Origin of the sequence: Microcoleus sp. T3_A4 (assembly GCF_036700465.1) — a bacterium.
In the GTDB taxonomy this organism is placed as follows: domain Bacteria; phylum Cyanobacteriota; class Cyanobacteriia; order Cyanobacteriales; family Microcoleaceae; genus Microcoleus.
Window position 1 is genome coordinate 68,462 of record NZ_JAUBOY010000002.1, and the last position, 16,482, is coordinate 84,943.

6 protein-coding genes are annotated in these 16,482 nt (G+C 43.8%); 3 read left to right on the forward strand and 3 right to left on the reverse strand.

Annotated elements, in window-relative coordinates; genetic code table 11:
* The first annotated feature begins 16 nt into the window (after positions 1–16).
* Positions 17–580 (forward strand): Uma2 family endonuclease, encoded by a 564-nt coding sequence (locus QUA07_RS01555; RefSeq protein WP_333321964.1) that lies wholly within the window; start codon positions 17–19, stop codon positions 578–580.
* Between the two features lie 84 nt (positions 581–664).
* On the opposite strand, the gene QUA07_RS01560 is transcribed toward QUA07_RS01555, so the two are convergent.
* The 3 genes from QUA07_RS01560 to QUA07_RS01570 all read right to left on the reverse strand — a co-directional run bounded on the left by QUA07_RS01560 (position 665) and on the right by QUA07_RS01570 (position 10,064).
* Positions 665–5,860: a PAS domain S-box protein gene (locus tag QUA07_RS01560; RefSeq protein WP_333321966.1), complete on the reverse strand. Its 5,196-nt coding sequence runs from the start codon at positions 5,858–5,860 to the stop codon at positions 665–667.
* Positions 5,861–6,269: 409 nt separating this feature from the next.
* Entirely contained in the window at positions 6,270–7,562 is a 1,293-nt protein-coding gene (locus QUA07_RS01565; RefSeq protein WP_333321969.1) for an ATP-binding protein, read from the reverse strand.
* Positions 7,563–7,745: 183 nt separating this feature from the next.
* Positions 7,746–10,064: a tetratricopeptide repeat protein gene (locus tag QUA07_RS01570; RefSeq protein WP_333321971.1), complete on the reverse strand. Its 2,319-nt coding sequence runs from the start codon at positions 10,062–10,064 to the stop codon at positions 7,746–7,748.
* Between the two features lie 160 nt (positions 10,065–10,224).
* On the opposite strand from QUA07_RS01570, the gene QUA07_RS01575 reads away from it, so the two are divergent.
* Both QUA07_RS01575 and QUA07_RS01580 read left to right on the forward strand, forming a co-directional pair.
* A complete protein-coding gene (locus tag QUA07_RS01575) occupies positions 10,225–12,771 on the forward strand; it encodes a glycosyltransferase (RefSeq protein ID WP_333321974.1) in 2,547 nt (848 codons plus the stop codon).
* 136 nt (positions 12,772–12,907) lie between these two features.
* Positions 12,908–16,414, forward strand: coding sequence for a glycosyltransferase (locus tag QUA07_RS01580; RefSeq protein ID WP_333321976.1), 3,507 nt, complete (start codon positions 12,908–12,910; stop codon positions 16,412–16,414).
* Positions 16,415–16,482: the final 68 nt, after the last annotated feature.

Here is a 16,482-nt window from a genome sequence, read left to right on the forward strand (position 1 = left end):
TTATAGGTAAAATTGGATGGTACAAACCCTGCCAAAATCTTTGACACTCCAAGAGTTTCTGAAGTTGCCAGAAACCAAACCAGCCAGCGAGTACATTGACGGTGAAATCATTCAAAAACCAATGGCTCAAGGAGAACATAGTGTCATTCAAGGCGAGTTGACAAGCGCTGCTAATACTGCTCTTAAACCTCAAAAGGTGGCGCGAGCATTTCCAGAACTACGGTGCATTTTTGGCGGTCGAGCGATCGTTCCCGACGTGACTGTATTCACTTGGGAGCGCATTCCCCGTAAAGAAAATGGTGGTGTGGCAAATGTGTTTGCGATCGCCCCGGATTGGACAATTGAAATCCTCTCCCCCGACCAAAGCCAAACTAAAGTTACTAAAAATATTTTATATTGTCTCAAACATGGAACTCAAATGGGTTGGTTAATCGATCCAGAGGAGCGATCGGTTTTTGTATATCGGCCGACTCAATCCACGGAGGTGTTTGACGAACCGGAACAGTTATTGCCCATGCCATCTTTTTCCAGGGAATTGCAACTGACAGTAGGAGATTTATTGGGTTGGCTATTAGAGTGATATCATGTCCGATCGAGCGATCGCACATGATATCACTACTGACCACTGACCACTGACCACTGACCACTGACTACTGACCACTGACTACTGACCATCGATATATTGCTTTAAAGTATTCCGAATTTGTTTGAGCTGAAATCCCTTAGCAAGTTGGCGCAGCTTCGAGACAAACGGCATTAAATTAGGTTCTAAACTCTCCAGCTTAGCACTCTCATCAAAAATTTCTTCAATGTCGCCCATAGCTGCGAGTTTCAAAAGTTTTACTACCGACTCAGAAGCCGCAGGTAACAGAGAAGAATAAGCAGGAAAATCAGAGGCTGGTGACAAACTGGGAGGTTTGCGCTTTCTGTTTTCCGAAGATTCCCCATAAATCCATTCTAGTCCCAAACGCACGCGCAACTGTTCCAAAAAGTGATTTGCTTCGATCGGTTTGGGAAGAAAAGCATCGTACCCTGCGAGGATGCTATCTTGCTGCGTAGCCTCGAAAACGCTAGCTGACATAGCGATTAACACAACATCTTTTACTTCCGGCAACTGCCGCAGTCTTCTTGCAGTTTCTAAGCCATCCATTACAGGCATCCGCAAGTCCATTAAAATGACATCCGGTTGAAATTCAACTGTTTTGCAGAGGCATTCTTGACCGTTTTGGGCCTCTGCAAGCTCAAATCCCAAACGCCGCAGCAGCCTGCACAACAAATCGCGATTCTGTTGATTGTCATCCACGATTAGCACTTTCCGCTTGTTGCCGATAAAACCGACAAGCCAGCGTTTTTCCTGCAAAGGAGACACCTCCAAGTACCGTTTAGCTGCTGGCAATTCTATATCTACCCAAAAAGTGCTGCCTTTTCCTAAAGTGCTGTGGACGCGAACTTCGGTACCCATTAGTTTCGCTAATTTCTGGGTAATCGAGAGTCCGAGACCTGTACCTTCAACAAAGGTATTGCCTCCTACTTGGTGGAATGGAAAAAATATTTCTTCTAACTTGCTTTGGTCTATTCCCGTGCCGGTATCCTCGACTTGAAAGCGGATTTTTAAAGCGTGTTTGGCTGCGATCGGATTGTGGGCGAAGCGCATATAATTTTCTTTCAGTTCCGAACTCAAAGTCGAGAACTCATAATTTTCTTCTTGCCCTCGATTCCAGGCCCCTGTGCCGACATAGCCGACTTTGAAAGTCACACCGCCGCTGTTAGTAAATTTAACGGCATTGCTGAGTAAATTTATGAGAATTTGGCGCAGTCTTTTTGGATCGACACGAACGCAGCTAGGCAGGGGAGATACTTGTTCGTAATTGAAGGAAATTTCTTTTTGAGAGGCCCGCATCTGAAAGAGATCAGCAATGTTTTTCATGAAATTTATAAAATTTAACTCTTCCGGGTAGAGTTCCATTTTTCTAGCTTCAATTTTGGAAAGATCTAAAACATCGTCGATTAACATCAGCAGGTGTTGACCGCACTGTTGAATATTGCTGAGACTTTCTTGGTGATCAGAGCTTAAGTCTTTGTCGGTTTTGAGGATTTGAGTGTAACCTAAAACGCCGTTTAAAGGCGTGCGTAGTTCGTGGCTCATATTCGCAAGAAATTCGCTTTTGGCGCGGTTGGCGCTTTCAGCAGCTAATGCAGCTTGTTGGAGGGCAGATTCTGCAAGTTTGCGATCAGCAATTTCGGTTTGTGCTTGTTGAAATAGCGTGGATTGCTGGATCGCGATCGCCAATTGCACGCACAATTGTCGGAGGGATTCTATTTCTGAGGAATCCCAGGAACGGGGGCCACTGCAATCGTGGGCGATCAGGAGTCCCCAGAGCTGATTTTCTGCCGTCGGTTGCACTTGGGAAATGCTTTCTCGTGCTTGTAAAATCGGCACTATTAAGTTAGCTTTAACTTCTAATTGTTCGAGGAATTTAATGTGACATTCGGTCATATTTTCAGCGTAAATATCTTCTATAGCACGAATACAGCCTTGCTGGTAAATCTCAACAAATCTTTCTCTAAAACAGCCGTCAAGATTGTTAAAATCTCGCATCGAAATTCGATTATGTGCCACGGATTCCACAACTACAACGCCGCTCCAGTCTGGATTAAAGCGGTAAATAACTGTGCGGTCTGTTTGCAAAAATTGCCGCACTTGTTCGACAGCAGCGGTGAGGATTTCTTCTAAATTGAGGGAGGAGCGAATGCGATCGAGCATGGCAACTACCAGCCGCTCTCGCCTTAATTGGTGCAGCAGCGCCATCTCAGCTTGCTTGCGTTCGCTGATGTCGGTAATTACTCCCACTAACCCGATTAAATGACCAGTTTCATCTTTAATGCCGTCGGCGCGAAATAAAGTTGTTACCAGTTCGTTGTTTTTAGTGTTGATTTTGAGTTCGCCTTGCCAAGATTTGCCTTTACGGATCGTTTTAAACATTTCTAGCAGCACTTTAGTTTGAGGGTAAATTGCTGTTAATCCGCCTGCTGTGTTTAGTTCTTCTGCGGTGTAGCCGTACTTTTGAACAAAGGCTTGATTGTGGTAGAGCGATCGCCCTGTCAAGTCAGCAATGCCGATCGCATCGCTGGTGCTTTCCACCGCTTGAGTAACTCGCAGCAAATCTAATTCTGCTTGTTTGCGATCGCTAATATCAGTAATAGTGCCAATATAGCCTTTAATCTCCTGCTTGTCTCCGATTTCTGCAATTGCCTGACCGATCACCCAAATTACCCGACCGTCTGGACGCTGAAAGCGGTATTCTGATTTAAAAGGAATTTTCTCACTAATTGCTCGATGCCATTCATTTTTTACCCGCTCGACATCATCGGGATATATGGCATTCATCCAGCCAATTTCTGCTGCTAATTCTGCGTTTAATCCCGTAATTTCGCTCCACCGTTTATTCACATAAAGGCAATTTCCCAAGGTGTCGGTATGGAATATACAAACTGGCGATGCTTCGGCTAAAGTTTGGTAGCGGCGCTGGCTCGATCGCAGGGCTGACTCTACCTGTTTTCTATTAGTTATATCTCGGACTATAGAAATAATTTCGCCACCGGCAAGCATGGTCAGTGACAATTCTTGCGGGAACTTAGTACCGTCCCGACGCTGACCGATCGCTTCTATATTGCAGTACCCTTTTTGCAGGAGCATCGGCATTATTTGGATTTCAAAAAATAAATTTTCTGCTTTGCTGTAGAGCATTTGCCATTTCTTCCCATACAGTTCGCTAGGGCTAGCCAAGCCGTACATCTTGAGATAAGCGTCGTTGGAATAAATACATTCTTTATTATTATTAAAAATGGCGATTCCGTCATAAGCAGCGGCCATTGCTACTGCTTGTCGCTGGAGTTGGGACTCTGCTTGTTTGCGATAGGTAATGTCGTGACCGACTGAGTAGATTAAACCTTCTTCACTAAATGGCGATGATGTCCACAGGAAGCATTTGTAAGAACCATCTTTGCAGATGTAGCGGTTTTCAAAGGAGATACTGGACTTACCCGCGATTAGTTTTGCTCCTTCGGCTGCCGTGACTTTTCGATCGTCTGGATGAACAAATTCGATCATTGGCTTGGCAAACAATTCACTAATACTGTAGCCTAAAGCTGTTGACCAAGCTGGGTTTAAACGTTTAAAATGACCGTCAAAACCTACAATACAAAGCAAGTCTAAGGAGATGGTAAAAAAACGATCTCGCTCTGTTTGTGCCTGCTTTAATTCAGTGATATCCATCACTAAACCGTCCCAGAGAATATCGCCTTCGTTGCCAGATTTGCTCTCATTAGTGAGCCTTTCTGGTCTCGCAGCTCCTTGCAGCCACTTAACTTTTCCAGATGGTAAAGTCTGCCGCCACTGCTGCTGCCAAGGTTCCAGCGTTGTGGCTGAAATTGCGATCGATGTTTTTAAATCTAAGAGATCGTCTGGGTGAATTCCCTTGGAAATCAGTTCCGCATTTTGCTCTATTGCTTCTGCCTCTAATTCGTAGAGTTGGCTACTGCCTGAAGAGACGTAGGGGAAAGACAATTTTCCCGTTGCTGACATTCGTAATTGATAAATTATTCCCGGCAGGTTAGCTACCAATTTTTGAAAGCGAGCTTCGCTTTGTTCCAGGGCTTTTTGTTGCTGTCTGTATTCGGTAAAATCTCTAATTGTACCCACTATTACTTTACTGCCGTCTGCTATTTGGAAGACGCTTTTTTTGGTAGAAATTATGTGTTCTTTCCCGGCAGAGTCTGTAAATTTTTCTTCGGTTTCCAAGCAGACACCCGTTGTCAATACTTCTTCATCTTTTGTCCAAAAAACAGCAGCTTCTGATTGGGGGAAAAAGTCATAATCTGATTGGCCCATCAGTTCTTGTCGCGATTTGCCGACCAACTGACAAAAAGCATCATTTAATATCATCCAGCGGTGTTGCTCGTCTTTGACAAAAATTGGGTCTGGCGTAGCATTTATGGTGTGGTTTAAAAATTCTTCTGACGCTTTCAGTTTGGCTTCGTAGCGGTAACGATCGCTCACGTCCAACACTACTTCGATTATCCGGTCGATAGACCCGTCCAGGCGACGGATGCAGCGCCGGGAAACTCGCGTGTGAACTATTCCGCCGTTTTTTCTGAGCCACCTTTTGTCTAAGATGTAACCGTCGAGCCTACCTGCTAACATCTGAGAAAAATTTTCACAATTCGCCTCCAAATCTTCTGGATGAGTCAACTCTAGCCAATTCTTTTGCACGAGTTCGTAGCGCTCATAGCCCAGCAAATTGCACAGGGCATCGTTAACTTCTATCCAGTGGCAATTTAGAGGAATTTCGCTGTCAATAATTGGAGCGATGATGGCAATGCCGATCAGGGAATTTTCCACCACCGAGCGATATTTTTCTTCACTTTTTCGCAAAGCATCTTGACTGTTCTGGCGTTCTATGGCGTAACGGAGCGATCGAATTAACAGTTCGCTGTCGATTTTTCTTTTTACCAAATAATCCTGTACGCCGACCGCAATCAACCGCAGGGCAAGTTCTTCGTCGTTTTGGGCGGTCAGAACTACGATCGGCACATTTACCCCGTACTCTTGTACCCGAGCCACCGTCTCGATTCCCAGACTATCTGGCAATGAAAGGTCTAATAAAATTATGTCAAAAGTTTCTTGATTCAATCGCTGCTGCGCTTCGCTGAGACGCTCTACTTTCGTCAGCACTATACGCTGCGCGCCGCCAATTTCTGACAGCAAATCTTCAATCAGCTCCGCTTCATGAGGGTTGTCTTCTACTAACAGAACTTTAAAGCAGATAGGAGGCAAAGCTAAGTTAAAAACTGCTTTCATAATATTTATTAATCAAAAAAATGTTAAACTAACTTGAATTTTACCTTTTATTTTCAAGGCAGTCATTCAATTGCACGTACATATACATTGACCGTCAGATTGGGGAGGGTAAGCAAGCGCTACAAAAATTTTGTTTAATAATTAAAATTATATCACGCACCAACTAGACTGTCAACGGAAAATAATTTTTATTATAACTGGGCATTTATACCAGTTTAAAAAAATGCAACTATAGCCCATCTCCCCACCCCGATAGTCACATTCCTTCCCAATTCTTTACTGCTTTCATCGGCCATATTCAATAGTATTACCTTCTAGATTATATCTTCTAGGTTAGGATTTAGAATATAGAAAGTAATTAATTTTACCTCCCTTATAGATTATAACTGTGGCCGAAGTTATGTCTCTATTAAGCGAGAGTAAAGTAAAAAGTTGAACCTTGCTCCGGTTCCGATTTTACCCAGATACATCCGCCGTGAAGTTCCACAATTTTTTGACAAATTGCTAAACCAATACCTGTCCCAGAATATTCTCTTTGAGTGTGCAAGCGCTGGAAAATTTGAAAGATGCGTTTTTGATGCTGGGGAGCAATCCCAATTCCATTATCAGAGACAGAAATTAACCAGTTTTCCTCCTGTTTACAAGCGGCAATATGAACCACAGGCGGTGCATCGTGGCGATATTTAATCGCATTGCTGACTAAATTTTGAAATAGCTGTACGAGTTGAGAAATATCCCCCATTACCCAGGGTAATTCGCTGTAGGTGACAACGGCTTTAGTCTCGCGGATCGCCCCTTGCAAGTTCGCGAGTGCTTGCTCGACTGCGTGATTACAATCTGTCATTTGAAAAGGTTTCCGACTCCGGCCAACGCGCGAATATTCGAGTAAATCGTCAATTAAAGTTTGCATTCTGGTGCAGCCCTGAACGATATTGCCGATAAACTTACTACCTTGGCTGTCGAGTTGGTCTTTGTAGCGTTTTTCTAAAAGTTGAGCGTAACTGGCAATGGTTGCTAAAGGTGCTTGCAAGTCATGAGAAGCCACATAAGCAAATTGTTCTAGTTCTGCATTTGAACGCGCCAATTCTTGGTTAGATTTTAATAGAGCAGATTCGGCGCGCTGGCGGTGGGATATCTCTTGTTGGAGTACCAAATTTTGCTCTTGCAGAGCTTTTTCAACAGCGCGACGGGTGCTGATTTCTTGTTGCAAGATTTGGTTTTTTTCCTGAAGAGTTTTTTCGACGGCTAAGCGGCTCGTGATTTCTTCTTGCAGCAGCATATTTTGTTCTTTTAGCTGCTTTTGTAAATTCCGCAGGCTAAGGTGACTTTCGATGCGGGCGAGCACTTCTTCAAACTGAAATGGCTTGCTGATATAGTCAACAGCTCCCACAGCAAATGCGTTTACTTTGTCGAAAACTTCATCTTTAGCGCTGATAAAAATTACCGGGATTTCGCGAGTTTTAGGCTCTAGTTTCAAGTGCTGACAAACTTCATAACCGTTCATTTCCGGCATCATTATGTCGAGCAAAATCAAATCTGGTGGATTAGAATTGCAGGCTCTCAAAGCCATTTTTCCGTTAATCACGCAGCGGGGGGTGTATCCCCTCTGAGTCAACATCGTAGACAACAGACGCAGGTTTTCTGCTGTATCGTCTACTACTAAAATGTTTCCTAACGGCGTCCCTGGTTGCTGATTGTTCATTGATTATTTCCCAGTTCCTGTTTTATTCACAAAAAATGTTGGCAGCTATTTTATTTAGGACTTACGGAAAACACCCGGTTTCTAGTAGGAATATTGGGGAAAGAAAACGAGGAATCCGCTCATAAACCGGGTGTTTAGGCGTTTGTGCACAAGCAAGTCCTCTTATTATTCGTTTAGCAATCCTCAAATCCCCAGCAGCAGAGTCAGAGCATTATTGCTCCAAGTCAATCCTTTGTCTAAAACTTTAAATCCCGCGACTTCGCACATAGCTTCTAAAGCAGTAGCTGTAGGCAGCCACCAGCACGCCGCAAAATTGTTCATGTCAAAAACTGCTTTCTCAGTTATCCCTATAAGTGGGTTGTTGTTGATGTATAGCTGCCAATAAGCTGTTAAAATAGCTCGTTCGGCGTCGTCCAAAGCGGGAATAAACATTACTCCAGAAGGGGGAAGTTCATAGCGTCCTAACTCATTCTCTATAACTTCTTGGGTAATAGCTGAAGTGAAAACTAAATGCTCGCGAGTTATCTGACGCAAGGCAACTAAAATCTGCAACGGATGGGGGTGATGGTACAAAACTCCTGCACAGTGAACTACATCGTAAGGTTCGCCAATGTCTGCAAGTTGAATCTGAGTGATATCTTGATTGATACAGTGATAATTAGCAATATTTAAACTTGTCATCCGATCGTGAAAATCTTGCCACCAGTTGAGGGATGCCGGCATGGCATCAATCATTGTCAGAGAAACTGCACCGTATTTGCTAGCTACAGATACTTTTTCGCTGACTGTTCCCCACAAGCCGCCGACTTCTGCAAAAGTCTTGCCTTTGACTACTCGGGCAATGTAGCGATCGCGAATATCCTTAGCCTCTAACTCTAATAATAGAGTAGATTCCCCTGTTTGACGCTGTTTTTCTAAAATCTCCTCTAATTTGGGGGATATTTCTGGATCTTTTGGTCTAATTTCTAATGCCATCAAGTACAACATTATGGCTTCGTTAAGCCGATCGCTCTCAGCAAACTTTTGGGCGATTTCGCAGTAAAATTCAGGAGCGTGCTGCGGCTGCATTTCGTGGTGATAGTAGCTAGTTGCTACATCTGAATCTACCGGAGTTCTTTTAATTACAGCCTCACCTAATTTTATGTAAATTCCCGGTAGAGACGGCTCGATTTGAATCGCACAAAGGTAGGCGGAAACAGCATCGTTCCATGCGTGACTTCCACTCAAAGCATCGCCTAAATTGTAATAAGACCAAGAAATAGTAGGATTAAGTTCAATAGCACGTTGGTAAGCGGTAGCTGCGGCTTTCCACTGTTGGGTTTTTAACAGCGCTTCTCCTAAATTGTGGTAAGTCCAAGAGAATTGTGGATTGAGTGCGATCGCCCGCCGATAAGCGAGTGTTGCTTCTGCAAACTTTTGAAGTTTAACTAAAGTCAAAGCTAATTTATAATGAGACCAAAATAAATCTGCATTTAGGGCGATCGCCCGTTCGTAGGCAACCTCAGCTTCTGACCACTTTTCTAGCTTAAAAAGAGCATCTCCTAACTGGTGAAAAGCTGCGAAGAAATTCTGGTCTACTTCAGTAGCGCGCTGGTAAGCTGCGGCGGATTCAGACCATTGTTCTAATCGATCGCAAGCTGCACCGATGCTGTAGTAAGACCAAGAATAATCCGGGTTAATTTCAACAGCCGTGCGGTAGGCTATCGCAGCTTCTTGCCATTTTTCTAAATTGAGCAGCACGCTGCCTAAGTTGTAGTATGACAAAAAAGAATTGGGATTTAAATCAATACTTTTTCGGTAGGCAGCCTCCGCTTCGCGCCAGAGTTCCTTAGCTTGTAAAATATTGCCTAATTTGTAATGAAACTCCGAAATATCCGGCTGGAGTTTAATAGCTTTGCGGTAGTTAACAATAGCTTCGTCCCACTGTTTCAAGTTGCTAGCAGCTTCTGCTATTTTACAATAAGCTTCGCAACAACTGGGGTTTAAAAAAATGGTGCGGTGGTAACAAACTAGCGCTTTTTCGGGTTTATTTTGGGTCAACAAAGTATTACCTAAATCGAGATATTCTTCTGCTATTTCTATCGGTTCCACGATCAGTGCTTGATACCAACAGTCTGCTGCTTCTTCAGCTTTGCCGACTTGGGTAAATATCCGGCTCAAATTACGGTAAAATCCTGCAAAGTTTGGTTGCAGGGAGATGGCTTTTTGGTAACAGGCGATCGCCTCTTGCCACTGTTCCAATGTAGCGCAGAGAGTGCCGAGGTTAGCAAAAGCTTCGGCAAAATCGGGTTGCAGGGCGATCGCAACTTTATACCAATACCTTGCGTCTTCTAGTTTACCCTGAGCTTGCAGCGCCTTTCCCAAGGTCTTGCAAGTCTCTGCAGAGTTGGGTTCAGAGGCCAAAACTTGTTGGCAAAGTGCGATCGCCCGATCGAAGTTGCCTGTTGCTAAATAAAGTTCTGCCTGTTGCTGAAAATTCACCTGCGCTGTTTCCGAATTCATTTTTTATTTTCCTTTTGAGTTATCATTCCATGTAAAATTATATGCTACACTTTGCCAAACTTCAAGTTTCTGTAAGTAGAGCTAGCGAGCTGAGAATCGTTCTGAATTTCCGCGAGATTAATATAAACTAGACATTAATAGGTTAACAGCGAGCTAAATAATGTCACCAGTCAATCCAACACCGCTAATCAGCGTAATTATACCTGTATATAATGGCGATCGCTACATCGTACAAGCGGTGGAAAGCACCCTAGGTCAAACTTTTACTAATTTGGAGATTATAGTTGTAGACGATGGTTCCACAGATCGCACGCAGCAAGTATTGCAGCCTTATTTTGACAGAATTCGCTACATATACCAGGAAAATCAAGGAGTAGCAGCCGCCCGAAATATTGCTTGCCAACTAGCGCAAGGCGAGTTTTTGGCATTTCTAGATGCCGATGACTATTTCCTACCATCCAAGCTAGAGAAACAACTAGCTTGCTTTGACGCTGACCCCACCTTAGATATGGTGCAAACAGGTTGGCTGATCGTCGATGAAACCGGGCGAGAGATTTCTGCTGTCAAGCCTTGGCAGCAAGCGTCTAAATTAGATTTAGAAAGCTTTATTCTCTATAAATGCGTGCGACCGAGTGCGATGATGCTGCACCGAAAGTGGTGGGAAAAATTGGACGGTTTCGATGCTAAGTTTCCACTAGCAGAAGATTTAGACTTTGCCTTGCGTTTAGCTTTAAAGGGGTGCAAAGCAGTTTGGTTAGAAGAAACACTTACCTGTTATCGCCAGCACAATTCTAATCTCATGTCAATCGGTTTTCGCGTAATGAAGAATATAGAAATTGTGATGAAAAAATTCTTCGCTCGACCCGATTTACCTCAGTCAATCCGGCAGTTACAAAACCCGGAACGCTATCAATGCTTAAAGTGGCTGGCATGGCGGATGTATCGCGACGGTCATCTAGCAGAGATGGCACAGTGTTTAGAAGAGTCATTGCAATATACGCCTTTTTCGCCCACAAAAACAGTTTTGAATTGGCTAGAAAGTTTTCAGATGGCTTCGGAAGAATATGGTGAAAATTTTGACGCTTATTCGCTGAGTAAGTTAGCGGAATGGCAAGAGATTATTATGATGGTGATGACTAATCCACCCCAATCTCAACAGAGTTATATTCCCACACATTCAAAAGCGCAAGCGCACATTTTACTCTACAACACGGACGATCCGGGAGTGGGAGGATTAGCACAGTACAATCATGCCATTCTTTGTCAGTTAGCCTTATTAGGCTATCGAGTCACTTGCGTGCAAACCAAACATTCTAGCCCCTTGCTGGAGCGAGAAAGAGAGTTAGGTATAGAACACTTGTGGCTGGATTTTAGCGGTCATAAAGATTTACAGCGGGTGTTAAGAAATACTCAGGATGCACGAGAGCTTTTTGCTAGCAATCAACCGGATATGATTATTTTTAGCGATGGTTGGCCATTTTCCAATTTTGCAGCTAAACAGGTAGTTATTGAAATGGGAATACCATACATGATGGTGATGGGATTAGTTATGCCAGAACACGCAACTTTTGCCTGCGGGGATGTAGTGCCTTATGTAGAAGGAGTGCTCTACCACTGCCTGCAAGCTAGAGCCTTGATTGTTGGCGCTTACGAACATTTGAATTTATTATGCCAAGATTTCAAGTTGCCAAAAGAGCGAGGACAAGTGATTTACTTGGGGCGTTCTCCCAAATATTTTGCACCTCCTAATGCTGCGGCTCGTCAACGCCTGCGACAAGAAATAAACATTCCTGAAGATGCGATTGTCTGTTTCACATCGGCTCGATTGGCATCGATTAAAGGGCATCGATATCAGATTGAAGCCATCAAGCAGTTGCAGCAGTCTCCGGTGTGGTCTAAACTGTATTTTGTGTGGGCAGGAACTGGTGAGGGAAGCGCTGACAATGTAGAAATAGAATTGAGGGAAACTATTAAAGAGTTAGGGGTGAGCGATCGCATAAAGTTGATCGGACAGCGCTGGGATATCCTAGATTGGCTGGATGCTAGCGACATATTCATTTTGACTTCTCTGGCAGATGCAGCGCCTTCTCTTGCAGTTATGGAAGCGATGGCTAAGGGATTGCCGGTAGTTGCAACGGCTGTGGGCGGCATTCCTGAAGGGCTTGGCGATACTGGGAAATTGTTGCCCGATCCGAATACCGATCCAGAGGGAACCGCAAGGAAATTGGCGCAAACTGTAGAATCTTGGGCAATGAATCCAGAATTGCGACATCAAATCGGTCAAGCTTGCAAGCAGCGGGCCGAGAAAGTGTTTAAAGAGGAACGGATGTTGGCAGAGTCGATGGAGGCGATCGAAAAAGCTTTAGTTTGCGATGATCGCCAAACAGATCCATTTGTTACTCAAAAAAAGGTGCAGAGGTCAATGGCGAAAATAGAAAGCCTGGTCAACTACAGCTCTTTAGTATGGAATGCTTGGCAGGCTTACTGTCAAAAAGATCTAAGCGGAATGCAGAAGTCGCTTCAAAACTCTTTGAAGTACACACCTTTCTTGAGTACAGAAACGCTATTAAACTGGGTAGAATATTTTGGCAATTTTTCGTCAGCTCAAGGGCATAAATTAGATACATACTCTCTAATTAATTCAGCAGAATGGCAACAATTAGTCGAGGAAGTACAGGGTATTGAATCTGTATTTTATGCACGCTAAAATACCCGATTTACCTTTTAAATTCGGATTGCTGTCAGCAGTAGAATTGCATCTGCATTCTGCCTGACCTCTGTTACATCCGTTACATCCGTTTCAGAATCCTTTCCCGAACCCTTCCTTATCAGCGATAAAATTCATGTCAATGGCAAATCCGACACCGCGAGTAAGTGTAATTATTCCAGCATATAATGGCGATCGCTACATCGCGCAAGCGGTAGAAAGCGTCATCAGCCAAACCTATAAAAACTGGGAAATTATCGTCGTAGACGACGGCTCAACCGACGACACCCCCCAAGCATTGCAGCCTTATTTTGACAAAATTCGCTATATTTATCAGGAAAACCAAGGAGTAGCCGCCGCCCGCAACCGAGGAATTCAGGAATCCCGAAGTGAATTAATTGCTTTTTTAGATCAAGATGACTTTTTACTGTCAGATAAGTTGGCTGGACAAATTGCGTTATTTGACGCTCAGCCATCACTAGGAATTGTGAATAGTGGCTGGCGAATGGTTAAAGAGCAAGGCGAAAGTATTTTCGATGTAACACCCTGGGAATACTTGCCTCAGCTAGACTTAAAAACCTGGATTGTTTATATGCCCCTACTTCCCAGCGCCATGATGTTTTCGCGGCAGTGGCTGGAACGAGTTGGTGGCTTTGATTCTCAGTATGATTCAGTAGATGATGCCGACTTAATCTTGCGTTTAGCACTATCTGGTTGCGAAGCTGCTTGGTTGCCTCAAGTGACAGTATGCTACCGCCAGCACGGGCAAAATGTGTCCATCCAGAGAGCGCTAAAACAGGCCAACCTTTGTATTAAATTAAAGCAAAATTTCTTCAGTCGAGCCGACTTGCCAGAGGACATCCGCCAATTAGAAAATCAGGCGTTGTATGAAGCTCTGACATGGATGGCGTGGCAACTTTACTACAGCGGCTATCCGGCAGAAATGACTGACTATTTGCAAAAATCTTTAGATTATACCCCGTACTCCCTGACAGCAACTATAGCAGATTGGGTAAAGCGCATTACTGAAATTGCTAAGACCTACGGTTGCAACATTGATGCCATTTCTCTCAGACAATTACCAGAATGGAAACAGTTAATGACTACTATTATGACTCAAAAAAAAGTGCGCGTCAGTGTCATTATCCCGGCTTACAACTGCGAGCGCTACATTGTCAGAGCCTTAGAAAGTGTTCTGAACCAGACTTATCAAAACTGGGAAATTATCGTCGTAGACGACGGCTCAACTGACAACACTCGCCAAGTTTTATCACCTTACCTCGATTTAATTCAATACATCTATCAAGATAACCAAGGAGCAGCAATTGCTCGAAATCATGCTTGCAAGTTAGCACAAGGGGAATTTTTAGCTTTTCTAGATGCTGACGACTTCTTCTTACCTGAAAAACTAGAAAAACAAGTAGCTTGCTTTGACGCTGACCCCACATTAGATATGGTGCAAACAGGTTGGGTTATCGTTGGCAAAAACGACGAAGGCATCTATGGAGTCAAGCCTTGGGAAGAAGAACCAAAATTAGATTTAGAAGCCTTTGTTTTCTACAAATCCGTGCGTCCCAGCGCAATGATGCTGCGGCGAGAGTGGTGGGAACGCTTGGGCGGTTTCGATCATCGCTTGCCGCCAACCGAAGATTTAGATTTTGTGCTACGTTTAGGTTTAAAAGGCTGCAAGTCAGTTTGGTTAAAAGAGATATTAACCTGCTATCGTCAGCACGACAGCAATATCATGTCTAACGGCTCCAAATTAATGAAAAATACCGAAATTTTGATGGAGCAATTTTTTGCTCGGCCAGATTTGCCTCAGCACATCCGTGACTTGAAACGCGTGGAACGTTACAAGTGTTTCGTATGGATAGCATGGCGGATGTACCGCGACGGATATTTGCCAGCAATGGTCGAATGTCTGGAAAAATCTCTGTATTACACTCATTTGACAGGTACTGAAACTGTTTTTAATTGGCTGGAAACTTTTAAGGGGGTTTCAGAACAGTACGGCTACAACTTTGATGCCTATGCCTTAACCAATTTACAGGAATGGCAAGACATAGTGGCGATCGCAGCGAACAATCCTTATCAGTTCCAATCGACCGCCAGTTCGATTTCTCGGCAGCAGACAAAGCACGTACTCCTGTACACAGAAGACTCAGGAGTCGGCGGTTTGGCTCAGTTTAACCACTCGCTGATGTGTAAATTAGCTGCGGATGGCTACCGAGTAACCAGCGTTCAAAGTCAAGCTTCTAATCCTTTAATTACCGAACAAAAACAACTAGGTATCGAACATCTTTGGCTAGAGTTCGACACGATGAAAGAGTTTTTGCGAATAGCTTACAATTTAGATGATGCTCAAAAGATTTACGCCCAAGCTCGACCAGATTTAATTATATTTAGTGACGGCTGGCCGATGGCTAACTTTGCAGCAAAACAAGTTGCGATCGAGCAAAATATACCGTACATAATCAGTCTGGGTTATATCAATCGCAATTATGAGACCTTCGATCGCGGCGATCAAATTCCATATTTCGATGCAGTTGCCTACCAGTACATGGTAGCCAAAGCAGCAGTAGCAGTTTCCCACGAGAATTTAAACTTGTTCCAAAGTCTATTTAAAGCACGTCTAGAACGAGGAAAAGTAATCTATTATGGCCGACCAAATAGTTATTTTGAGCCACCGAATCTTTCTACTCGCCAACGCCTGCGTCAAGAACAAGGAATCCCAGAAAATGCTGTCGTTTGTTTTACGGCGGCGAGGTTGACTCCAATTAAAGGATATCAGTATCAATTGCAGGCGATCACCCAATTGAAAAATCGTCCAATTTGGCCGCAAATTTACTTTGTTTGGGCCGGGCCTGGGTCTACTACTCACGACAATCTGGAACCTGAATTAAGAGCAACTGTGAGCAAATTGGGAGTAGAAGAACAGGTTAAATTCTTAGGACAGCGCTGGGATATTGCCGATTGGCTCGACGCCAGCGACATCTTTATTTTATCTTCCGAAGCAGAGGGAATGCCACTAGCAATTATGGAAGCAATGGCGAAAGGATTGCCCGTAATTGCCACAGCAGTCAGCGGTATTCCCGAAGAATTGGGAGACACGGGAAAGTTACTGCCCGATCCTACAATCGATCCAGCAGGAACAGTAAAAGAGTTGGTAGAAACGGTCGAAATATGGGCAGAAAATCCCGAAGCGCGCAGGCTTGCAGGACAATCGTGCAAAGCGCGAGCCCAAGAACTATTCAAAGAAGAACGGATGCTTCGGGAATATGAAGAAATAATTGAGCAGGCATTGGTAAGTGACGATGAGAGCGATAGTTTCTCTATTAGTCCGAAACTCAAAAAGCAGGTACAGCAAGTGGATAGCCTGCTGAAATACTATTATTTAGTGTGGAAAGCTTGGGAAGCTTACGAGCGGGGAGATATGTCCGCGATGGTGAATAATTTGCAATCTGCTTGGGCCTGCACACCTTATTTTACCACAGAAACTATCTTTGATTGGGTGAAAAATTTTGGTATTTTTGCTGCGGAGAAAGGAGTTCCGTTCGATGCCAACGAGCTGATTAACTCCCGATCGTGGCAACAAGTGATAGGATTAATACAGGGTTTTGAAGTGTTTTCATCTGTTCGTTAAAATAGAGCTCTTGCAGCATTCTTAGGAACGGGCAATATCCCCATTCCACAAACATCAACCAAAGAAAA

Coding starts and splice junctions, on each gene's coding strand:
- QUA07_RS01555 (WP_333321964.1), top strand. CDS start 17: ATGGTACAAACCCTGCCAAAATCTTTGACACTCCAAGAGTTTCTGAAG.
- QUA07_RS01560 (WP_333321966.1), bottom strand. CDS start 5,860: ATGAAAGCAGTTTTTAACTTAGCTTTGCCTCCTATCTGCTTTAAAGTT.
- QUA07_RS01565 (WP_333321969.1), bottom strand. CDS start 7,562: ATGAACAATCAGCAACCAGGGACGCCGTTAGGAAACATTTTAGTAGTA.
- QUA07_RS01570 (WP_333321971.1), bottom strand. CDS start 10,064: ATGAATTCGGAAACAGCGCAGGTGAATTTTCAGCAACAGGCAGAACTT.
- QUA07_RS01575 (WP_333321974.1), top strand. CDS start 10,225: ATGTCACCAGTCAATCCAACACCGCTAATCAGCGTAATTATACCTGTA.
- QUA07_RS01580 (WP_333321976.1), top strand. CDS start 12,908: ATGTCAATGGCAAATCCGACACCGCGAGTAAGTGTAATTATTCCAGCA.